The following is a 22,950-nucleotide window of genomic DNA, read 5'->3' on the forward strand; positions in this document are numbered from 1 at the left end:
TGCAAAAGCAATAGTTTTTTGTTAAAAACAAGAAAGTTGTGGATTTTTTTAGTAAATAGCAGAAATGAAAAATTAGAACAATGAGGTGAGAAAAATGACAAAAAGAAAGCGTCATGTCATTAAACATGACAATATTGTTGTTTTTCCAGGCGCTGTCCAAACTTTAATACGTGAAGGACATATGTTTGCTGAAAATTTTCAGTATGAAAAAGCGGTGGCAAGTTTTGAAAAGGCATTTGTGTACGAAGCAGGAGATGAATTTGCTCTTAGTGCCTATGCCTTTGCTTTGTATGAATTAAAGGACTATAGCAAGGTTAAGAATGTTTGTGAGCAATTATTTTCGATGGGTACGTCACTTTATGTAGAAATCATGGAATTGTACATTACCGTATGTATGCAGTTAAAAGAATACCATCAAGTAGAGTCATTAATTACAACCCTACTTGAAGAAAATGTTTTGCCTCAGGATCAGATTGAAAAATTTGAACGCTTAAAAAATTTGAATAGTGAAGTGTCTAAGAATCTAGAAAAAAAAGAAAATGCACAACGTTTAATAGAAGAACAGGAATATGAACTTGAGAAATTTTGTGCACTTACTTCAAATGAGCAGTCTATACGCTTGCATCGACTTATGGACACAAATGTAAGACAATTAAAAGAGCCATTAAAAGAGATTATTGAATGTTCAAGCATCCATCCGTTCGTCCAGAGCCTAGCACTCATATTATTAGTGGAACAAGAAGTAGCTATGAAGGTTAGAGTAGCTAAATTTAAACAAACAAAAATCGTAAATCCTGCTGAGTTAGTATTGCCTAACCAGCTACCGCAGTATGGAGAAATAAAAAATATAGTAGAAGTGAAGTTAGAACAAGACCCATCTACGTTGGAAATGGTACAATATTTAATGGCAAAGCATGCCATTGTAACGTATCCATTTGAATGGCACCCGTTCGAAGCAGATGATGTTGCCTATAGTTATATTGATTTTGTCTTAGCGATGCTAGGAAATGTACAAGAAATGGATTATGAAATCATTGACTTTTTACAAATGTTAGAAAAGCTAACAGAACTACATTAGGTATGAAATAAGTTGAAACTATACACATCTATGTTATACTAAAATGGTTGTCAAAATCGTAGTTACGAATGAATTGTCTAACATCTAAACTTGATTATTTATTTGGAGGTATTTATACATGTCAGCAAAATGGGAAAAACAAGAAGGTAATATCGGTACTCTTACAATCGAAGTACCTGCTGCAGAAATCGACGCAGCAATGGACCAAGCGTTCAAAAAAGTTGTAAAACAAATTAACGTACCAGGTTTCCGTAAAGGTAAAATGCCTCGTAAAATGTTTGAACAACGTTTTGGTATCGAATCTCTATACCAAGATGCATTAGAAATCATCGTTCCTGAATCTTATGCAAAAGCAATTGACGAAGCTGGAATTATGCCAGTTGATTACCCAGAAATCGCTGGTACAGAGAACTTTGTACACGGCCAAGATTTCACATTCACTGCACAAGTAACAGTGAAACCAGAACCAAAACTAGGAGACTACAAAGGTCTAGAAGTATCTAAACTTCCAGTAGAAGTAACAGATGAAGAAGTAGATGCTCAAATTCAAGACCAATTAGCTCGCAAAGCAGAGCTTGAAATCAAAGAAGACGAAGCAATCGTAGATGGTGATACAGCTGTAATCGACTTCGAAGGTTTCGTAGGTGAAGAAGCTTTTGAAGGTGGTAAAGGTGAAGACTATCCACTAGAAATCGGTTCAGGTTCATTCATTCCAGGTTTTGAAGAGCAACTTGTGGGTGTTAAAGCTGGCGAATCTAAAGATGTTGTTGTTACATTCCCAGAAGAATACCATGCAGCTGAATTAGCTGGTAAAGAAGCTACTTTCAAAGTAACTGTGAAAGAAGTTAAAACAAAAGTTCTTCCTGAGTTAAATGATGAATTTGCAAAAGAATTAGATCCAGAAGTTGAAAGCGTTGAAGCTTTACGCGCTAAAATTAAAGAACAAACTGCAGCTCAAAAAGTAACAGAATCAGATGCAGCTCTTCGTGACGAGCTTGTAGAAAAAGCTGCTGAAAACGCTGAGTTTGAAGTACCAGCAGGTATGATCAACTCTGAAACTGATCGTATGTTACAAGAATTTGGTCAACGTTTACAAATGCAAGGTATGAACTTAGACCTTTACTACCAATTCTCTGGTCAATCAGAAGAAGACTTACGAGGCCAAATGAAAGAAGAAGCTGAAAGCCGTGTACGTGTATCGTTAACACTTGAAGCGATTGCTGAAGCTGAAAAAATTGAAGCATCTGAAGCAGATATTGAAGCAGAATTAGAAAAAATGGCTGCTCAATTTAACATGACTAAAGATCAAATCACAAGTGCTTTAGGTGGTACAGCAGTACTTGAAAACGACATCAAAATTCAAAAAACAGTTGAATTTTTAGTAGAAAACGCTAAAATTACTGAATAAGATTTTGAGTAATTAGATAGCCCAAAAAAAAACAAGGTACGGCATTCATCCGTGCCTTGTTTTATCACATAAACTCTTAAAAATTAGTCCCCTTAACATTTATTTCACTTTATACTTCACTTATACATAGTATTGTTTTAGTTTTTATCTTCATTCAGCAGATATTTTTTGTAGCCAAAGTATATCGTCAGGTACAAAAAACGCCCATCTCACATAGATGGCGAGCTGTATGCCTTTTAACCTTTTTAGTGTGTGTTTAAACCACGACTGGATGAAGATAGTGCCTACTGGCAAGTGTCAAGGATTTGGATTGAAGTCCAGGCGCTATTTGAGTCAAGGCGAAATTGATACGATGCTATACTTAACTTCATTCAGAAAGGTCCTAATAAATTTTATTTTTTGAGTGATATACCCTTGGTTGAATGTAGTAGATTTATAAATAGAGATCGGTAGTTTGTAGTGTGTCGAAAGTGAATAAATGTAACTTTATAGCAGTATAAGGTGGCGAAGTAAGCAGGTTCCTATAGCATGCTTCGAAAGTTAAATGAAGTAAAGTACATGACGATGCGTTATAATCTAAACATGCATAATTGCTGAGGCGTAAATGATGCAGACAATTTATTTGATAAAGATTCAATAATCTTGTAAGATTGTTGCTTGAATAGGGGTGAAACATATTGTTCAAATTTAATGATGAAAAAGGCAATTTAAAATGCTCATTTTGTGGAAAACCACAAGAACAAGTGCGTAAATTAGTTGCAGGTCCAGGTGTTTATATTTGTGATGAATGTATCGAGCTTTGTTCAGAGATCGTTGTAGAGGAACTAGGTGTAGAGGAGGAAATTGAATTCCAAGATATTCCGAAACCGAAAGAAATCTTAACGATTTTAGATGAGTATGTAATTGGACAAGAGCGTGCTAAAAAAGCATTGGCAGTTGCAGTTTACAATCACTATAAACGTATCAATACGAATAGTAAAATTGATGATATTGAATTAGCAAAATCGAACATTGTGTTAATCGGCCCAACTGGTAGCGGTAAAACTTTATTAGCTCAAACGTTAGCACGTATTTTAAATGTTCCGTTCGCAATCGCGGATGCTACCTCCTTAACTGAAGCAGGTTATGTTGGTGAGGACGTTGAAAATATTTTATTAAAGTTAATCCAATCAGCTGATTATGATATCGAACGCGCTGAAAAAGGGATTATCTATATTGATGAAATTGACAAAGTTGCACGTAAGTCAGAGAATCCATCAATTACACGCGATGTTTCTGGCGAAGGTGTTCAGCAGGCACTCTTAAAAATTCTTGAAGGAACAGTTGCAAGCGTTCCACCACAAGGAGGACGAAAACATCCTCATCAAGAATTCTTACAGATCGATACAACCAATATTCTTTTCATAGTGGGCGGTGCATTTGATGGTATTGAAACAATCATTAAACGACGTCAGGGTGAAAAAGTAATAGGATTCGGTTCAGATCCGAATAAAGTTGATGTAGATGAAGGTTCTATCATGTCCAAGCTGATTCCTGAGGATTTATTGAAGTTTGGTTTAATACCAGAGTTCATTGGTCGATTACCTGTACTTGCAAGTCTGGAGCAATTAAACGAAGCTGCACTAGTACAAATTTTAACAGAGCCGAAAAATGCACTAGCCAAGCAATATCAAAAAATGCTTGAATTAGATGGCGTTGAGCTTGAATTTGATGAAGATGCTCTTGTGGCAATTGCTAAGGAAGCAATTGAACGTAAAACAGGTGCGCGTGGTCTTCGTTCAATTATTGAGTCAACAATGCTTGATGTAATGTACGAATTACCTTCACGTGAAGACGTAAAAAAATGTATCATTACAGCAAAAACAATTACGGATAAAGAAAAACCGAAATTGCTTCTTGAAGATGGCACTGAACTCGATGAAGGTAGCGACACTAAAACTTCAGCATAATGAATAGACGTGGCTGTCTACCGTTGTGAGATAGAGAGTAATTAGCTGACTTCGATTGTGCAATATTCGCACATATCGACAGTCAGCTTTTTATTCATTCCTACATAAAGCCAGCTGTAACTTGAAGAAATTTTTGGCTCGCTTCAATATCTAGTGTGAATCAACTTTTTAAACACATACTAGTAGCGCGGGATGTTAACATGAAAATTTTGACGGAGGTGAATGCCCGCATGGTGACAATACAAAAAACAACAAATGTACCATTATTGCCTTTGCGTGGACTTTTAGTATTCCCATCGATGGTGTTACATATTGATGTGGGTAGAAATCGTTCTGTAGCGGCGCTTGAGCAGGCAATGTTAGAGGACCAAATGATTTTATTGGTAACACAAAAAGAAATGCACGACGAACAGCCTGAAGAGCAAGATCTGTATTCAGTTGGTACAATTGCATATGTCAAACAAATGCTAAAATTACCAAACGGCACGTTACGCATCCTTGTAGAAGGTGTTGCGCGTGCAACGTGGAAAAATTATCGTGCGTTAGAGAAGTATACTGTTGTGGATATTGAGGTTAAAGAGGAGTCAACAGAAAAAGATGTAGAAACACAAGCATTGATGCGGACATTGTTGACGTATTTTGAAAAATACGCCAAATCCTCCAATAAAATTACAACTGAGACGATCAATACTGTAACGGATATTGAAGAGCCTGGCCGTTTAGCAGATATTATTGCTTCTCATTTGCCGTTTAAAATTGCTGACAAGCAAGAAGTATTGGAAATGCTTAGCGTTAAAAAACGACTTGATCATTTAATTATTCGCTTGCATGATGAACAGGAAGTTTTGGATTTAGAAAAGAAAATTAATTCCAAAGTAAAGCAGTCAATGGAGCGTACGCAAAAGGAATATTATTTACGTGAGCAAATGAAAGCTATACAAACGGAGCTGGGAGATCGCGAAGGGAAAACCGGAGAAGTTGCAGAATTACGGAAGCGTATTGACGAAGCTGGTATGCCAGAATCAACAAAAGAAGCAGCACTGAAAGAATTAGATCGCTATGAAAAAATACCAGGAGCTAGTGCAGAGAGTGGTGTTATTCGCAATTACATTGATTGGCTTATTTCCTTACCGTGGACAAATGCTACAGAGGATCGCATGAATATTGCCCATGCTGAAAACATTTTAAACCGAGATCATGATGGATTAGAAAAAGTCAAAGAACGTGTTCTGGAATATTTAGCCGTACGTCAGCTGAAAAATTCACTGCGAGGACCTATTTTATGCTTAGCAGGACCTCCAGGCGTTGGTAAAACATCATTAGCTCGCTCCATTGCGGAAAGTTTAGATCGAAAGTTTATTCGTATTTCTTTAGGTGGTGTTCGGGATGAATCGGAAATTCGTGGACATCGACGTACGTATGTTGGTGCAATGCCAGGACGTATTATTCAAGGAATGAAAAAAGCAGGTACCATTAATCCGGTGTTTTTATTAGATGAAATCGATAAAATGTCGAATGATTTTAGAGGGGACCCTGCAGCAGCGATGCTTGAAGTTTTAGACCCTGCACAAAATAATACATTTAGTGATCATTATATTGAGGAACCATATGATCTCTCTAATGTGTTATTTATTGCAACTGCCAATGATTTAAGTAGCATACCAGGGCCATTATTAGATCGTATGGAAGTAATTTCTATTGCAGGCTATACTGAAATCGAGAAAGCTCAAATTACCAAAAACCATCTCATACCAAAGCAGCTTAAAGAACATGGTTTGAAAAAAACACAGGTAGTAATCAAAGATGAAGCAGTCACTGATATTATACGTTATTATACACGGGAAGCAGGAGTGCGCGGTTTAGAACGACAAATCGCTACGCTTTGCCGTAAAATTGCCAAAGTAATTGTATCTGGTGAGAAAAAACGCGTAACGGTTAGCTCAAAATCATTACAAGATTTACTTGGTAAACATCGTTTCCGCTATGGACAGGCTGAAAAGGAAAATCAAGTGGGTGTCGCAACTGGACTTGCTTATACAACAGTTGGTGGAGATACATTACAAATTGAAGTTTCTTTAACGCCGGGTAAAGGGAAGTTACAACTTACTGGTAAGCTTGGTGAAGTAATGAAGGAATCTGCTCAAACAGCATTATCCTATGTTCGTACAAAAATGGAACACCTAAATGTGGATGCAGAATTTTTTGATACTCATGATATTCATATCCATGTACCAGAGGGCGCTGTACCTAAAGATGGACCATCAGCTGGTATTACAATGGCAACAGCTATCGTTTCGGCTATTCTACATCGCCCGATTCGCCGCGAGGTAGGTATGACAGGTGAGATTACCTTGCGTGGCCGTGTATTGCCAATCGGCGGCTTAAAAGAAAAAACATTAAGCGCTCACCGTGCAGGATTAACGACAATCATATGTCCTAAGGATAATGAACGTGATATAGAGGATATTCCTGATAGTGTACGTGAGCAATTAACATTTAAACTAGTGACATCGGCTGATGAAGTTTTAGCCTATGCGCTGGACGGAGGTTTTTAAAAAAATGAAAGTCCATAATGTCGAAATGGTCATTAGTGCGGTACGACCAGACCAATATCCAGAAGATGGACTGCCAGAATTTGCATTAGCAGGTCGTTCGAATGTAGGAAAGTCTTCCTTCATTAATCGAATGATCGGACGTAAAGCTTTAGCACGTATTTCATCTAAGCCTGGTAAAACACAAACCCTTAATTTTTATAAGATTGAAGAGCAGCTATTTTTTGTAGATGTTCCAGGGTATGGTTATGCAAAGGTTTCTAAAACAGAGCGTGAGGCATGGGGAAAAATGATCGAGCGCTATTTTACAGGACGCCAGGAGTTAAAAGCAGTCGTACAAATTATAGATTTGCGACATCCTCCAACAGCTGATGATCGTATGATGTATGATTTTTTAAAGCATTACAATATTCCTTGCATTGTCATTGCAACCAAGGCAGATAAAATTCCAAAAGGTAAATGGGATAAACATAAGAAAATTGTCAAAGAGACGCTGGAGATGGAAAAAAGTGATCCTCTTATTGTCTTCTCTTCAGAAACAGGTCTTGGCTTTGAGGAAGCTTGGAAAACAATCGAAAACAAAATGTAATAAAAAACATCTATTGTGTCTAAGGCGTTAGGACAATAGATGTTTTTGTATTTTCAATCGTATAGAAAATTAGGGAAAAATACTTGATGATGAAACTATTTGTCCGATAAATTAGATAGGAGGTGGACTAGATGGATATCGCAGCTTTATCGATGGCAAAGAACCAAGCAACACTTATGCAAAATGTATCTTTAGCTGTTACGAAGCAGGCAATGGAAATGCAACAGCAAAATACAGAACAGTTAGTTGAAATGTTAGATGCTCCACATCCAACAGCTGGACATACAATTGATATTCAAGTATGAAGTAGGCAAGGTAGCTTGAGGTTAAAAGCTACCTCAACTTTTATTTTTAGAAAAAAATTCAAGAAGGCCTAAAATGTAACTTTTCGAATAAGAAAAACTACCAATAATACGATATACTAATAATTAGTAAGGAGGCAGGGTTTTTTGAAAAAATATTCATACATACTGATGATTACGTTACTGATGATAGTAGGTTTTTCCTTTAATCAATCTGCTAAAGCTGCCCAATTAGTGACAGGGACCTTTGTCGATGTAACGTTTTCAGAATATACGAAGCCAGATGGCACGATAGAAAAGCAGCTTAGTAAAATAACATTGGAAAATGATCGTGGACGAACAGTGACGTTTAATATTAATAAAAATACTAGATTATATATTAATAATACGTCTACAACGATTGAGGGCTTTAAGATGGGTATGGAAGTCGAGGCTGACATTTCTCTCAGAAGTGTTGTTGAACTTCGCGGTACCTCTAATACACCAACAGAAACAAATGTACCCTCAACAGGAAGCAGTAACGGTAAAACAACGGCTGGTGTCGTAACGAGTATTGATCCAAATGGGTTATTTATTATGGTGAAACCAGATGTTGGTGCAGAAACGACGTACTATTTAAACAAAGAAACCAATTATCAAAAAGGTTCTTCTGCAACGGATATTAGTGCATTATACGTCGGGGATCGAGTTAAATTAAGCTTTAAAAATAAAACTTCCTCGGTCATCTCAAAGGTAGCTATCAGTGAAACAGGTACACTAGTAGAAAATTTATATAAAGGTGAGATACAAGCGGTCAATCCTAATGCCAATAAGCTTACCGTGAAAAATCAACATGCCTTTGTTAACTGGCAATTTGGCTCTCAAACAACAAATGAACTTTCCACTATGCCTTTTACATCCAAAGTACCAATATATGTTGGGAATACGAAAGTCGAGAAAGGTCAGCTAAAAAATTATATAGGTAGCGAAGCATACTATGCGACCGTTAAACAATTTGGTAAGGAAGTAATCGAGAAAATTGTCGTATTGAAAAATAATGAAAGAACATATTACGAACCAATGCTGTCTGTAGATACAGATTACCAACTATTGAAACTGAAAACAGCAGGAACAATGTATTTCCATAATGGGACGATTTTAATTCGAAATGGGCGATTAATCGAACCTACTGGTCTTATGGCATATGGTACTGCTTTTGTCGTGGCTGATGGTGCTACACGCGATCACTATGCTCAAGTAATACAAGTAACAAGTGATAGTTTTATGTCACCTAATCTTGCTGGTCATGAATTATATTATGGACGCTTATCTCAAGCTGATGGATATGTAATTGAAATTGATGATGCGATGAAGATTGAATCAAATGTTTTCAAAAAAGCAGATCGTACTGTATTGTCAGTTAGTAATTCCACAAAAGCTATGGTAGATGACGGCAATAAAACATATAGTGTCATGCCAGATATTGAACTTTACTTATCAGAGGGTGACTATGGTTATTTCTATGTGAAGAATGGCCATGTACAAGCTCTTCATATTTTAGACAATGCTAAACCTGTTGCCCCTCTAATGCTCGCAGGGAAGCTACAGTCTGTGAAATCTACGTATCCTGCTGTTATTAATGTCAAGAGTGTTAGTCAATGGCAAAATGGTCGTTGGTATGAAGCAGGTGAAATGGTTAATATGAATATTGACCAAGCGACACTGATAAAAGCAGGTAAGGTGATTCAAGCTTCTGACTTACAGTCATCTGATCGTTTAGTTGTATTATCAGATCGATTTGTTAAAGCTCATTTTATTTTGGTAGATTAGTATGAATATGAAACTAAAAAAATTTGCGAGTCTTAAGCGAATATATTTCATAAGCTAAAGATGAAAAAGTTACTTTGAATACATTCGCAAGACGAGCAGATTTTTTTAGTGATAGTAGAAACAAGCTTCATTATGCACGCAAATGCACAGTGAAAGAGAGGAAAAGCGAATGCAAAAAAAATTATCTAAAGTAATGCTTCTAGTTCTGACTATTTTTTTGATTGGAACTACTATTCCGTTCAATGCATCAGCTGCTTCATTAGAAACAACGGGTGCTGTAAAAAACGAGTATACATATGAAGAAGCCGTGTTCCTGTCTGGGACACCTGTTATTTTTAAAGGGACAAGTAAAGATATTAAAATTGCACAAAAAGAATCAAAAGGTAAATTAACTGAAACGTATAACATGAAGTTAACTGCAAGCAATGGCGCTACATTGACAAGAAATATTGCCTATGAATCAGATGTAGTGGATTATGCAGTTCTTGGTCAAAAAACATCCAATGGTGAAGTAAAGAAATACACTGAAAAAATTACAATCGGTGCCATTACTTATACGTTAGTCGATTATCAATTTTCACAAGGAACTGTTACTGATAATCGTGCAGCCTCTGATTATTACTCAGGAAATATTATTTCTAGAAAAACCTATGCCTTTGAAACAGGAAAAGGAAAAAATGCTGTTCAAAACACAGTAACAATTGAAACAGATAGCCGACATGCAGGCTATGAGAACTTCTGGGGTGCGACTGAAACTCAAATCACGGAGTCTGTTTATTCCTATAGTGATGGTAAAACAAGTCATGTGAAAAATCGTTTATCTACAAGTAAATCACGTGTTTTAAATTATGAGGAAAATCTCGGTAGCTTAGGAAGTTTTGAAGGTGGATATGCAGTTGTAAGTGAAAAGGATGTTATTTCTGAATATACATACGACCTATCTTCAGGACAAAAAGGTACACTTGATTTAGATACAGAGTACATGCCAACAATTGAACGTCTTATCATTCCTAAATTCAGAGATTTAACAACCCATTACGCGAAAGAAGCAATTGAAAAACTTTATTCTCTAGGTATTTACTCAGATTCAAGTAACTTCTTTTCTCCTAATACACCAATGAAGCGTATTGATTTTACGACGGCTATTGGTAAAGCAGTTGATTTACGTGTGTTTGAAGAAAAGAAATCAAAAAAGACACCTACTACAAGTGTTTTTAAAGACTTGAAGCGTTCTATCAAGGATTACGGCTATATTGAATCAGCGTTAAATAAAGGGATAATTAAAGGTGTATCAGCTGATTACTTTAAGCCAGATAATGCGATTAATCGAGCACAGGCTGCAACTATCTTTGTTCGTGCTTTAGGACTTGAAAATAGAGCACCTGATCCTGGCTACTTAACTAAATTTACAGATGACAATCAGATTCCAAATTATGCGCGAGATGGCATCTATATTGCAAATGAGCTTGGCCTAATGATTGGTGATTCTGCTGGTCGTTTTAATCCAAATAAACCGCTAACGCGTGCGGAGGCGTCAGTTGTTCTAGAGCGATTCTTGAAATATTTAGAAGATGACTTAAAACAAAACTATCGTGATGACATATTGTTCTTTAACTAAAGAAAGGATGGAACAAAAATGACCTATGTAAAAAAAGCATTGCTTGCTATGCTTTGCTTCATGCTTCTACTGATGACAGCGACACCTACTGTCACGCAAGCAGCTACAACAATTAGAGATGTTCCAACAAATAGCAATAATTATAAAGCTATTTCCTGGGCGGTGGATAATGATCTCATGTCCTTAAATAGCGCAAATAATTTTTTACCAAATGATCAAGTGACAGATCGCGATCTTGTACTAATGTTTGCCAAGCTAGATCGTAACTATGCGTTATCTTATGTAGATAGTGTTGCTTATAATTTCTATAGCGATTTTTATTTACCATTTAACGGCACACATGTGAATACGAATCGAACAAAAGCCGTAACGCGCGGCCAATTTGCCCAAATTTATGCTGCTTTTAAAGGCTTAGATTTAGATGAGCCACAGGCAGTACAATATTTATATTCAAATGATTTATCTACAAGTTCTACAGGCAAAAAGACATTTGCTAGCTTCAATCCATCTACAAAATTAACACGTGGTGATGTTGCTGAATTCTTATATCGTGCTGTTCAAAATAGCACTTTTGCAGTACAAGGATTAAAACGTAGTCCAGCGGGTCGTGATAATGATAGCATTACGTTACCTCCAGGTTTTATGGGATCTAGTAGTGCTGATTTTGAAGAACCGAAGGATAATTCAAATGATTTTACTGGACCGAACAATGTCAATAATGCACTGCAAAGTATTGTGGTGGAAAAACCTGATTTAATTGCAAATAATGTGGATACAACACTTGTTACGGTGTCTTTAAAGGCTTGTAATGGTGATCCTATCGCAGATGATAAATCCTATTCATTCCGCGTGAAGGCATCCTACGGAAATATTGTTGATACTTCAGGTGAAGCAGTTGATATTGTCCAATCGGATGGTTCAACTGTGTCCGCTATCGTTGTAGCACCAAAATTAACTAAATCGGTACGTGATACCATCACTTTTGAGCTAATTAATAATACAGACCCAGCAATGAAGTGTCTTGTTGGAGAGAAATTAAATGCAGAAGTGCGTTACGCACCACAGCCTGAATTGCGTATTGATTACCAAGTATACGACCCAGGAAATACGGATGATAATGGCAGCGTGATACCTGAATTTCCAAAAAGTGAAGATATCCCAGAGTTCTTTACGCAAAACCTAATTGATGTGTATAGCCCAGTTCCTTTTGACTTTGATGGGGATAGAAAGCTATTTAGTATTGGACAGCAAACAAATGTAACAGATGTTTTAGGAAATGTGCAAAACATCTATTTACGTTACGGTGGATCTGATCCTAAATATCCAGCATTAGGTTATGAAAATGCTATTCTACAATTTGAAAACTATGATATTTCTGTTCACTTATTTGAGGAACTTTTAAAGACGCGTTTCCAAAACTCTGTTACAACTAAAGATAATACAGCTATAACGGAAATCATGTATATGATTGCTGACGATGGTCGTCCTATTTATCGCGTTCAAGGCATTGATGATGATATTGCCTCACAGGTAGAAAACATTAATCCAGTCGGCGCTATTATTCAACTTATGAAAAAGATGCCAGACGAAAAGGATTTAACATTAGAGCATTATGATAGTGTTATGAAGATTTATACGATCTTCACAAACTTAAGTAACTATGACCGTACAGTATTATTAAAATATCAAGGCGGTAAATTACTTGGGCAAGTAGAGGCCTATAAAAAACGAGTAGAGGCATTAAAGGAAAGTGCCGATGCGGCATCAAGACCATCAGGAAAAGATCGTTATACAAAAGTGATGGTGACTTTAGTGCGCCCAGGTGGAGAGCCTATTACGGATTATCAAGGGACAGTCAAAATTAAGTATGATGGAGTAGAAAAAACAGCTTCATTCATTACGAACACTTCAGATCCATTAAATAACACAGGAAATCCAGGTACTGCCGTAGCCTACTTTGATTCCGTTATTTATGGAAAATCTAAAGTGGAAGCAATACTCGTCAATCCAATAGATCCTCGCTATGCAACATCCTTGAAGGGTTTAAAAGATAAAACAGTGACGAAAGATATTTTTACGAATCCATACTTCAGTAAAAACTCTTGTTCTTTAGCAACAGAAATTGCCTATGTAGTGGATTATTCTTCTTCCATGAAGGCAGTTGATCCAACAAACTATCGTGGTAAGAAAATGATTGAACTAATTAATCAATTAAAGGCTAAAAATAACATAGTCATTGAAACGAATACAAAAGCAACAATACTTGGAGAAGGCACTACAGAAAATGTGTTGAAAAAAGATCTTTATAAAGCATCGAAAGAAAAGGGTGCAACCGATATTTTTGCAGGCATTGATATTGCTTTAACAAAATTCTCGAATGATTCGAAAACATCCAAAGCGATTGTCGTTGTATCTGATGGAAAAACTAGTAAATCAAAAATGACAAAAGTTATAAATGAAGCGAAAAAACAAGGCGTCAAGGTATACACAGTAAGTATGGGCAAGAAATCACAAGTAAATGACGCCACTTTAATGCAATTATCTTCAGAAACAGGCGGAACGTACTTCCATGCGATTGATAATTTACAATTGCATCAAGTCTTCCAGAAGCTAATTGATACAATTTTATGTAAAACGTCCGCTTCAAGCTGTATCAATCCGGAAGATTTATTTGAAGAAACAAGTGTTTCACTACGAAAAGGTTATATTACAATGAGCGCTCGTGTTGATAGTAACTGCCCAAATGTTGCAAAGATGAATGTACGTTTTAATTCCATCAGTGGAGATGTCCAATTTGATTTGCAAAAGCGTAGTGATCAAGTTTATATGTTAACGAAAACTGTTCAAACTATGCAGGACTTTAAAGTCAATGATGAGATTGAGTTTATAGCATACGATAAAGATGGAAATATAATTGCAATAAAGACTGTTACAATAACAAATTAATGAGAAAACTGCCTCCGATTGTGGGGCAGTTTTTTAATTTGAAACAACACGTATAATTTGTTACACTTAGTTTATAATAATTCTAATGTAGATGACGAATTGCAGTTCTTCATGACATGTTCACAAATTATTGATGAACTATTGTCGAACTGTGCTATAATGAGATTTGTGAATTAGAACGTGTGAGGTGTTATTCATGCATACCATCGTAGTAGGCTTGAATTATAAAACAGCGCCTGTTGAAATACGTGAGAAGTTATCATTCATTGAGAGTGAACTGCCACAAGCAATGGAAGCGCTGCAAAAGCAAAAAAGTATATTAGAAAACGTAATTGTTTCGACATGTAATCGTACAGAAATATATGCTGTTGTGGATCAATTGCATACTGGACGTCATTTTGTGAAACAATTTTTAGCCAACTGGTTTGATTTGCCTGTGGAGACATTTTCTTCGTATTTAACGATTCGTGAAGAAGATGAGGCAATCGAACATTTATTTAAAGTGACAGCTGGAATCGATTCAATGGTTCTAGGTGAAACACAAATTTTAGGGCAAGTAAAAAAAAGCTTTTTAAGTGGACAAGAGATTGGCACAACAGGAACGGTATACAATCAGCTATTTAAACAAGCAGTAACATTTGCAAAGCGTGCTCATAATGAAACAGCAATCGGTGAGAATGCGGTATCTGTTTCCTATGCTGCCGTAGAATTAGCAAAGAAAATTTTTGGCTCTTTACAACGCAAGCACGTAGCTATTTTAGGTGCAGGAAAAATGGGGGAACTTGCGATTGAAAACCTTTACGGTAGTGGTGTAGGGAAAGTTACTGTCATTAACCGTACATTTGAAAAAGCAGAAAGCTTAGCGGCTAAATTCCATGGTGAAGCTAAATCAATGAAGGAATTACAATGTTCTTTGCTAGAAGCGGACATTTTAATTACTTCAACAGGTGCAACAGATTATGTTATTGATTACGAGCTAATGCAATTCGTGGAACGTTTACGAAAAGGAAAACCATTATTCATGGTAGATATAGCGGTTCCTCGTGATATTGATCCACGAGTTGGCGACCTATCAAATGTTTTTCTATATGATATCGATGATTTACAAGGTATTGTCGAAGCGAATTTAGCAGAGCGTGAACGTGCTGCTGCTGATATTACTGATATGATTGGCAAAGAAGTTGTGCAATTTAAAGACTGGGTAGCAACGCTTGGGGTAGTGCCAGTCATCTCAGCATTACGTAAAAAAGCAAATCGTATCCAAGAAGAGACAATGACAAGTATCGAAAATAAAATGCCTGATTTAACGGAACGTGAACGTAAAATTTTAAGTAAACATACAAAATCTATTATCAATCAATTGTTAAAAGAGCCAATCTTACAAGCTAAAGAAATGGCTAATTCTCCAAAAGCAAATGAACAGTTACGTTTATTCCAACAAATTTTTGGTATAGAGGATGCTGTGGAAGCTGAAGTTCATGAGATGACAAAGCAAGAGCTTGAGCGCAAAGAACGCTCACAGGTATCTCAGACTTCTACTGAACCAAAGTACTCTTTCTAAATTATCTATTGCGCTCATATAGATAGCCATGGTTGTACAGAGGTATTGTGCGCAATTGGATTTTCTACTGATATTACACGAGGCGTTTTCGTATCTGTATGGTAAACTAAGGATACGAAAACGTTTTTTTTGTTTTCTATATTAGAATAGTTTATTAATTTCACGACAAAGAAGGGATGTCTATTGGCTGATTTGACCATGACGAGGCTCTATGAAGTGATGATCGTCTTGTATGCGATCAGTCTAGTTTTTTACTTTACTGATTATTTTTATAAGCAAGTACGTGCAAGGCGCATTGCTTTTTGGCTTGTTTCATTTGTATGGATGATTCAAAGTGCCATTATCATTTTAACGTTTGTGGAAACGAAGCGTTTTCCGATTTTATCCTTGTCTGAGGGAATACTTTTTTATTCCTGGTTACTCGTGACGTTATCCATTATCCTTCATTGCATAGCAAGGGTGGATTTACCTGTGTTTATTATTAATATACTAGGATTTTTGTTCGCTAGTATATTTACTTTTATGCCGAAACGTCCTACAGGAGCTGTCGGGGATACTTTAATTTCGGAGTTGCTTTTTATTCATATATCATTTGCAATACTGTCTTATGCAGCATTTACTTTAACATTTGTGTTTGCCATTTTGTATCTCGTGCTATATCGTTTGCTGAAAAAGAAAAAATGGTCGCATTTATGGACTAGGTTGCCTTCCTTGCAGCAGACAAGTAGCTGGATGAATATTTCATTTTTTATTGGGATTCCGATGTTATTTATAAGTTTAATATTAGGCTTTGAATGGGCACTATTAACATTAGAGAGTCTTTCGATTTTCGATGCGAAAATCATAGGGTCCTTCATTATTTTAATTTTGTATTGTTTTATCTTATATGTGAATCGCAAAAGCAAGCTGACAGGTACAACTTATGCATGGGTACATATTTATGCCTATCTATTAGTTGTTGTGAACTTCTTCCTAGGAAGTAGTTTATCGCGATTCCATTTATGGTATTAGAAGAAAGGTTGGAGACTGTTGAGAAAAATTATTGTAGGTTCTAGGAGAAGTAAGCTAGCGCTAACGCAAACAAATTGGTTTATTAATGAATTAAAAGCGGCTGGTGTACCATTCGAATTTGAAGTAAAAGAGATTGTAACCAAAGGTGACCAAATTTTAGATGTTCAGCTTTCAAAAGTAGGTGGGAAAGGGTTGTTTGTGAAAGAAATTGAACAAGCCCTTTACGATAAAGAAATTGACTTTGCTGTTCATTCTATGAAAGATATGCCTGCTGTATTGCCAGATGGGCTAGTGATTGGTTGTATTCCACCACGTGAAGATGCGCGTGACGCATTTATTTCGAAAGGGCATGTTAAATTTGCTGACCTTCCTGCAGGAGCAGTCGTTGGCACAAGTTCTTTACGTCGTAGTGCACAGCTTTTAACAGTACGTCCTGACATCGAAATTAAATGGATTCGTGGAAATGTTGACACACGTTTAGCGAAGCTTGAAACAGAAGAATACGATGCTATTATTTTAGCTGCAGCTGGTTTGAAACGCCTTGGTTGGAGTGATGATGTAGTCACTGAATTTTTACCTGTAGAACATTGTCTGCCAGCTGTAGCACAAGGCTCTCTAGGCATCGAATGTCGTGCCGATGATGCGGAGCTTTTAGCCGAATTAGGTAAGCTGACTGATTCATTTACATGGCAAGAAGCACATGCAGAACGTGCATTTTTGGCAGCAATGGATGGTGGTTGTCAAGTACCAATCGCAGGGTATGCTACTTCAAATGGGGAAGAAATTACATTAACAGGCCTTGTTGCTGCTCCAGACGCATCTGTTGTATATAAGGAAACAGTAGTTGGCACAGATGCACAAAAAATTGGAGAAGAGCTAGCTGCAATTTTAACAGAACAAGGTGCTTTCGATTTAATTCAGCGTGTAAAGGCAGAGCAAGATGCCAAGTAATTTACCTCTAAAGGGTAAAACCATACTTTTAACAGGCACATCTAAGACAACAACCATTGTCGAAAACATAACATCTTTAGGTGGACATGCCATCATAGCCCCATTAATTGAAACTTGCGAACGATTAGATAGTAAGGATGCTGAACTATTGAATCACGCGAAGCAATATGATTGGTTGATTTTTACTAGTCAAAATGCTGTCGAAGCTTTTGCTAGTAAAATGCTTCGACATCAATTGAATGCGGATCATTTCCAAGGAAAAATAGCTTCCATTGGCACAAAAACAACGACAGCATTAGAAAATTTAGGATTTCAAGTAAGCTTTATGCCTTCCGTATTTAGTGCTGATATTTTCGTTAAAGAATTTCCAAACGTAGCGGGTAATCATCCGAGATGTCTGTTTATTCGAGGCGAAAAGGCGAAAAGTACGCTGAAGGATGGACTGCCTTTTAAGTTAAAAGAATGGACAGTCTATGAAACAATAGAACGACATGATCAAACACCTGTTATTGTCAATTGCATCCAGCAACATCAAAATGTCACAGTGATTTTTGCTAGTCCTTCAGCAGTTGACGTGTATGCAAGGGATGTTGTGCCACATATCGGCTGGCATGCAGCTCGCATTGCAGCCATCGGCCATATTACGGAAGCGGCTCTTGAACAATACGGTGCTACTGTGGATATTATGCCAAGTGTTTATACAATGCAAGCAGTCATCGAAGAAATTATGAAAGTAGGGGACAAATCATGACAAAACTACAATTTCAAAGACATCGTCGTTTGCGTGCCAATGCAACGATGCGATCAATGGTAAAAGAAACATACTTACATAAAGAGGACCTGATCTATCCTATTTTTGTAATAGAAGGCGAAAATATTAAAAATGAAGTACAGTCAATGCCTGGCGTTTTTCAATTTTCATTGGATAATCTAGAGGCAGAGGTGGATGAGGTTGTAGCTTTAGGTATTCCTGCGGTTATTTTATTTGGCTTGCCAGCTGAAAAGGATGCGGTTGGAACAGGTGCATTTCATGATCATGGTATTGTGCAGGAAGCGACTCGACTCATTAAAACACGTCATCCTGAGTTATTAGTCATCGCGGATACATGCTTATGTGAATTTACGGATCATGGACATTGTGGCTTAATTGAGGGCGATCAAATTTTGAATGATCCTTCATTAGATGTTTTAGCCCGCACGGCGATATCACAAGCAAAAGCTGGCGCTGATATTATTGCTCCTTCTAATATGATGGACGGCTTTGTAACGGCAATTCGTGCTGGTCTAGACGAAGCTGGTTTTGAACATATTCCGATTATGTCCTATGCAGTCAAATATGCATCCAGTTACTATGGACCTTTCCGTGACGCTGCAGATGGCGCTCCACAATTTGGTGATCGTAAATCCTACCAAATGGATCCTGCAAACCGTCTAGAGGCATTCCGTGAGGCAGAGTCAGATATTGAAGAGGGCGCAGATTTCTTAATTGTCAAACCTGCTCTTAGCTATTTAGATATTATTCGAGACATGAAAAATAACTACCCATTACCGCTTGTTGCGTATAATGTGTCAGGTGAATATGCAATGATTAAAGCGGCTGCTATAAATGGTTGGATTGAAGAGAAAAAAGTTGTGCTTGAAACATTATTAGGTATGAAACGTGCAGGCTCTGATTTAATCATTACGTATCATGCAAAAGATGTTGCACGTTGGTTGGAGGAGAAATAAATGACACGTTCTTACGAAAAATCAAAACAAGCCTATGCTGAAGCTGTTCAATTAATGCCGGGGGGTGTAAGTAGCCCAGTACGTGCATTCAAATCAGTAAATATGGACCCGATTTTCATGGAATCTGGTCATGGGGCAATCATTAAAGACATTGATGGCAATGAATATATTGATTATGTATTGTCTTGGGGTCCGCTAATTTTAGGACATACACATCCAGAGGTAGTGAAAGCAATTGCAGATACAGCTGCGAAGGGTTCTTCGTTCGGTGCTCCAAGCTATACAGAAAATCGCTTAGCCCAATTAGTATTAGACCGTCTACCAGGAATGGAAATGATCCGCTTTGTTTCTTCAGGAACAGAGGCTACTATGTCTGCATTACGTGTAGCACGTGGTGTTACAGGGCGTGATAAGATTTTAAAGTTTGAAGGGTCTTATCATGGTCACGGTGACTCCTTATTAATTAAAGCCGGTTCTGGTGTTGCCACATTAGGCCTTCCTGATAGCCCTGGTGTGCCTGCAGATATCGCACGTAATACGTTGACAGTTGCCTATAATGATTTAGAAGGGGCAAAAGTGATTTTCGAGAAATTTGGCGCAGAGTTAGCTGCAGTTATTGTGGAGCCAGTCGCAGGAAATATGGGGGTTGTTCCACCACAGCCCGGTTTCCTAGAAGGCTTACGTGCGCTTACTTCAGAGCACGGTGCATTATTAATCTTTGACGAAGTTATGACAGGTTTCCGCGTAGATTATGGCTGTGCACAAGGGTATTTTGGGATAACACCAGATATGACTACTTTAGGTAAAGTAATCGGAGGGGGTCTCCCTGTAGGTGCGTTCGCTGGGAAAAAAGAAATTATGGAGCAAGTAGCTCCTGCTGGACCAATTTATCAAGCAGGAACATTATCGGGGAATCCATTAGCGATGACAGCCGGTTATGAAACGTTATCACGTTTAGACCATGGTACGTATGATTACTTTAAAAAATTAGGAGATCAGCTTGAGGCTGGTTTCCGTGAAGCAGCAACAAAATATAATATCCCGCACACTGTCAATCGTGCAGGCTCTATGATTGGCTTCTTCTTTACAAATGAAAATGTCATTGATTTTGCTTCTGCTAAAACATCTGATTTACAATTATTCGCTGAATACTTCCGTCTAATGGCAGAGGAAGGTATTTTCTTACCTCCTTCTCAATTTGAAGGACTATTCATCTCAACAGCCCATACGGAAGAGCATATTGCGAAAACAGTGGCTGCATTCCATAAAGTATTTGCGCAATTAGCCAAATAAAATTTGATAGAGCATGCTAGAATTATTTCTAGCATGCTCTCATATTTTTGAAAAACAAAGCCCTTCGCCCGTCAAACTTGCTTTTTCTACCGTTGTACTTTTTTAATGGATCAAGCAGAAAGCATTATAGTGCTAGAGAAATGTAAGGACAAAAAGAGAGAATAGCATATATTTACTAGTAAACAAGATCTTCTATACTGGATGAAGGACCTGCTTTTGTCAAAATTACATCTTTCAGCATAGCCAAATTGTGGGCGATATCGTTTATAATATAGCTATTCATAAAAGAAAGTAGTGAATTGATATGGCAACAGGCACACACACGGTCGAAGTTCCTGTAGGGATTGAGGATGTATGGGATTTCGTTAGTGATATGGAAAAATGGGCAAAGCTTGTCCCAGGTTATAATGCACATGAAATGATTGATGAAAAACACTCCACTTGGACTTTTAAAGGCAATGTTGGCGTTTTGAAAAAAACAGTTGAAGTAGAAATTACAATCTTAGAATGGTTAGCACCATCAAAAGTTACATTCGAATTAAAGGGGCTTTCTGATAACTTCACAGGAAATGGCTATTTCCTCGCAGAAAGTATTGATCCTGAAAATACAAAAATGACAGGATTCTTAGAAGTCGTTGCGGGCGGGTTAGCTGGCCCTGTTTTAAATCCTATTTTTAAACCGATTGTACCAAAAGCAACGCAAATGCTAACAGATCGTGTAGCGAATAAAATTAAATTAGTAAATGTTTAAAGATATGAACATTCATGAAACTGGCATGCTAGAATATTGCTTCTAGCATGCCAGTTTTTTAGTAGTATCTATTTTTAAATGTGTTCAAATGGCAACACCCTAGCATACTCTCCTTTAAATCGTCATATGATGCAAAGGGAGGGATTATTATCGAACACAAAACTTGGAATATGCGCGAAGCATTTTGTTTTCCTGGATATGGCTGCCCAACTGAAATAGCAGCTGTACAAATTAAGCCACAGTGGCAGGCAATGCAATTAGAAGATTCTTTGCGACTTATGGGCATCTATCATATCACCGCACACGTTCGCTTTGATTTTCAAGATATGCAAGCATTTGCAGAAAATGAAGATTTAATTACAATTGATGCTCTAGACATCCAAGGAGATACTGGTTATTTTGAGTATGCTGTACCTTTACATGTGGATTTACCAAAAGAATCCGATGTCAAAGATTTAATGGTCAAGGATATTCGCCCTAGTCTAACAAATCAGATGTGTCAGCTTGAGTGGACCGTTACAAGTGTTTTTAATGAATATGAACCTGTTGATGAAAAAGTTGTGTTAGACAATCCGCACCTATCAACACATGCTTTCGAACAAGAGGAAACAATGGCCGTAATCGAAGAAAGTGTTCAAGTGAAACAACCTGCCGCAGTAGCAGCAGCTTCACGCCAAGAGAATTCTACAACAGTTGACCAAAAAGCTGTATTAAGAGAATCCTCAAGCCATATTGTTGTACGTGAATCCAGTACTTGGCATGAAGTGCCTTCTATGATTTGGGATCTAACAGAAGAATATACACCGCTTAAAGTTCGTGTTTCAAATGATATCTTTCAAAAGTAAATAGCAGAGAAGTAGCAGAAGTAATAAGAAGATTAAATCACCTGATGTTGGCACAATAATGACACGGATAAACTGAAAAGCACAAATCGGCACGATAATGGTTCTACAATAAAAACGAACTTGCCGTAGCCAAGGTGGTAAAAGCCAAGGGTTATACTTGCGTCGTCGCATTTGAATTGTCACTTCCTTTTCTATTTACTTTCCTCTTACTAAAAGATGACTAAATCACTTGAAAAATGACACGATCCTGCGGTACAATTAGGAAAATCAAATACAGATGCTATGATAGGGAAGAGTAAATTTTGTCTACATTTTCAGAGAAGAAACGGTAGCTGTGAAGTTTCTATTTGTACGGAATTGAAGGTAGCCCTTGAGCAGCTTTAGTGAACTAATAGTAGTTAAAGCCGGTTAAACACCGTTACCGAATTGAGAGCCAGTAGGGTAGGCTGAGAAAATATGTCATTGAACATTTATCTTAACCACTGCTGGAATTAAAGGTGGTACCGCGAACTAAAACTCCTTCGTCCTTTTAGACGAGAGGAGTTTTTTTATTGGGTAA

Annotated in this window: 18 protein-coding genes and 1 other annotated feature; of the genes, 17 read left to right on the forward strand and 1 reads right to left on the reverse strand. The window is 37.3% G+C overall.

All coding sequences use genetic code 11. From position 1 onward, the window contains the following. The first annotated feature begins 94 nt into the window (after positions 1–94). The 17 genes from V1L66_RS07175 (at position 95) to V1L66_RS07255 (ending at position 22,391) form a co-directional block, all read left to right on the forward strand. Positions 95–1,078: a hypothetical protein gene (locus V1L66_RS07175; protein WP_036075654.1), complete on the forward strand. Its 984-nt coding sequence runs from the start codon at positions 95–97 to the stop codon at positions 1,076–1,078. A 118-nt stretch (positions 1,079–1,196) separates the two neighbouring features. Next, complete coding sequence (tig, locus tag V1L66_RS07180; protein ID WP_016991866.1) at positions 1,197–2,486, forward strand: trigger factor; 1,290 nt, start codon at positions 1,197–1,199, stop codon at positions 2,484–2,486. 677 nt (positions 2,487–3,163) lie between these two features. Next, on the forward strand, positions 3,164–4,435 hold the full coding sequence (gene clpX, locus V1L66_RS07185) for an ATP-dependent protease ATP-binding subunit ClpX (protein ID WP_036075657.1): 1,272 nt from the start codon (positions 3,164–3,166) through the stop codon (positions 4,433–4,435). 230 nt (positions 4,436–4,665) lie between these two features. Next, positions 4,666–6,990, forward strand: coding sequence for an endopeptidase La (gene lon, locus V1L66_RS07190; protein WP_016991868.1), 2,325 nt, complete (start codon positions 4,666–4,668; stop codon positions 6,988–6,990). 4 nt (positions 6,991–6,994) lie between these two features. Continuing rightward, entirely contained in the window at positions 6,995–7,576 is a 582-nt protein-coding gene (yihA, locus tag V1L66_RS07195; RefSeq protein WP_016991869.1) for a ribosome biogenesis GTP-binding protein YihA/YsxC, read from the forward strand. Between the two features lie 131 nt (positions 7,577–7,707). Continuing rightward, positions 7,708–7,881 carry a YjfB family protein gene (locus V1L66_RS07200; protein WP_016991870.1) on the forward strand — a complete coding sequence of 58 codons (174 nt, stop codon included), beginning with the start codon at positions 7,708–7,710 and terminating at the stop codon, positions 7,879–7,881. Positions 7,882–8,025: 144 nt separating this feature from the next. Continuing rightward, on the forward strand, positions 8,026–9,687 hold the full coding sequence (locus V1L66_RS07205; protein WP_333004866.1) for a hypothetical protein: 1,662 nt from the start codon (positions 8,026–8,028) through the stop codon (positions 9,685–9,687). A 169-nt stretch (positions 9,688–9,856) separates the two neighbouring features. Further along, positions 9,857–11,305, forward strand: coding sequence for an S-layer homology domain-containing protein (locus V1L66_RS07210; RefSeq protein ID WP_258859788.1), 1,449 nt, complete (start codon positions 9,857–9,859; stop codon positions 11,303–11,305). Positions 11,306–11,323: 18 nt separating this feature from the next. Further along, positions 11,324–14,251 carry a VWA domain-containing protein gene (locus tag V1L66_RS07215; protein WP_333004865.1) on the forward strand — a complete coding sequence of 976 codons (2,928 nt, stop codon included), beginning with the start codon at positions 11,324–11,326 and terminating at the stop codon, positions 14,249–14,251. Positions 14,252–14,447: 196 nt separating this feature from the next. Continuing rightward, the gene (gene hemA, locus V1L66_RS07220) at positions 14,448–15,812 is read left to right on the forward strand and encodes a glutamyl-tRNA reductase (protein WP_036075782.1); all 1,365 of its coding nucleotides are present in this window, start codon (positions 14,448–14,450) and stop codon (positions 15,810–15,812) included. A gap of 183 nt (positions 15,813–15,995) precedes the next feature. After that, positions 15,996–16,823, forward strand: coding sequence for an inner membrane protein YpjD (locus tag V1L66_RS07225; RefSeq protein WP_016991874.1), 828 nt, complete (start codon positions 15,996–15,998; stop codon positions 16,821–16,823). A gap of 18 nt (positions 16,824–16,841) precedes the next feature. Next, positions 16,842–17,774: a hydroxymethylbilane synthase gene (gene hemC / locus V1L66_RS07230; RefSeq protein ID WP_016991875.1), complete on the forward strand. Its 933-nt coding sequence runs from the start codon at positions 16,842–16,844 to the stop codon at positions 17,772–17,774. Then, the gene (locus V1L66_RS07235) at positions 17,764–18,525 is read left to right on the forward strand and encodes a uroporphyrinogen-III synthase (RefSeq protein WP_333004864.1); all 762 of its coding nucleotides are present in this window, start codon (positions 17,764–17,766) and stop codon (positions 18,523–18,525) included. The genes hemC and V1L66_RS07235 overlap by 11 nt, the downstream gene beginning before the upstream one ends. Further along, positions 18,522–19,502 (forward strand): porphobilinogen synthase, encoded by a 981-nt coding sequence (gene hemB / locus V1L66_RS07240; RefSeq protein ID WP_016991877.1) that lies wholly within the window; start codon positions 18,522–18,524, stop codon positions 19,500–19,502. Before V1L66_RS07235 ends, hemB begins: the two co-directional genes overlap by 4 nt. Beyond that, a complete protein-coding gene (gene hemL / locus V1L66_RS07245) occupies positions 19,503–20,795 on the forward strand; it encodes a glutamate-1-semialdehyde 2,1-aminomutase (RefSeq protein ID WP_333004863.1) in 1,293 nt (430 codons plus the stop codon). Between the two features lie 304 nt (positions 20,796–21,099). Continuing rightward, entirely contained in the window at positions 21,100–21,546 is a 447-nt protein-coding gene (locus V1L66_RS07250; protein ID WP_333004862.1) for an SRPBCC family protein, read from the forward strand. 170 nt (positions 21,547–21,716) lie between these two features. After that, entirely contained in the window at positions 21,717–22,391 is a 675-nt protein-coding gene (locus V1L66_RS07255) for a valyl-tRNA synthetase (protein WP_409072217.1), read from the forward strand. On the opposite strand, the gene V1L66_RS07260 is transcribed toward V1L66_RS07255, so the two are convergent. Further along, positions 22,368–22,562, reverse strand: a complete 195-nt coding sequence (locus tag V1L66_RS07260; protein ID WP_081977448.1) for a hypothetical protein — start codon at positions 22,560–22,562, stop codon at positions 22,368–22,370. The two genes, V1L66_RS07255 and V1L66_RS07260, sit on opposite strands and share 24 nt — an antisense overlap. A 102-nt stretch (positions 22,563–22,664) precedes the next feature. Further along, positions 22,665–22,923: a binding site (T-box leader), on the forward strand. Positions 22,924–22,950 lie beyond the last annotated feature (27 nt).

The organism is Lysinibacillus sp. IITD104 (genome assembly GCF_036698265.2).
Taxonomy (GTDB): domain Bacteria; phylum Bacillota; class Bacilli; order Bacillales_A; family Planococcaceae; genus Lysinibacillus; species Lysinibacillus boronitolerans.

Bases quoted from the DNA above. Each gene is read 5' to 3' on its own strand.
- V1L66_RS07175 (WP_036075654.1), top strand. From the start codon at position 95: ATGACAAAAAGAAAGCGTCATGTCATTAAACATGACAATATTGTTGTT.
- tig (WP_016991866.1), top strand. From the start codon at position 1,197: ATGTCAGCAAAATGGGAAAAACAAGAAGGTAATATCGGTACTCTTACA.
- lon (WP_016991868.1), top strand. From the start codon at position 4,666: ATGGTGACAATACAAAAAACAACAAATGTACCATTATTGCCTTTGCGT.
- yihA (WP_016991869.1), top strand. From the start codon at position 6,995: ATGAAAGTCCATAATGTCGAAATGGTCATTAGTGCGGTACGACCAGAC.
- V1L66_RS07200 (WP_016991870.1), top strand. From the start codon at position 7,708: ATGGATATCGCAGCTTTATCGATGGCAAAGAACCAAGCAACACTTATG.
- V1L66_RS07210 (WP_258859788.1), top strand. From the start codon at position 9,857: ATGCAAAAAAAATTATCTAAAGTAATGCTTCTAGTTCTGACTATTTTT.
- V1L66_RS07215 (WP_333004865.1), top strand. From the start codon at position 11,324: ATGACCTATGTAAAAAAAGCATTGCTTGCTATGCTTTGCTTCATGCTT.
- hemA (WP_036075782.1), top strand. From the start codon at position 14,448: ATGCATACCATCGTAGTAGGCTTGAATTATAAAACAGCGCCTGTTGAA.
- V1L66_RS07235 (WP_333004864.1), top strand. From the start codon at position 17,764: ATGCCAAGTAATTTACCTCTAAAGGGTAAAACCATACTTTTAACAGGC.
- hemB (WP_016991877.1), top strand. From the start codon at position 18,522: ATGACAAAACTACAATTTCAAAGACATCGTCGTTTGCGTGCCAATGCA.
- hemL (WP_333004863.1), top strand. From the start codon at position 19,503: ATGACACGTTCTTACGAAAAATCAAAACAAGCCTATGCTGAAGCTGTT.
- V1L66_RS07250 (WP_333004862.1), top strand. From the start codon at position 21,100: ATGGCAACAGGCACACACACGGTCGAAGTTCCTGTAGGGATTGAGGAT.
- V1L66_RS07255 (WP_409072217.1), top strand. From the start codon at position 21,717: ATGCGCGAAGCATTTTGTTTTCCTGGATATGGCTGCCCAACTGAAATA.
- V1L66_RS07260 (WP_081977448.1), bottom strand. From the start codon at position 22,562: ATGCGACGACGCAAGTATAACCCTTGGCTTTTACCACCTTGGCTACGG.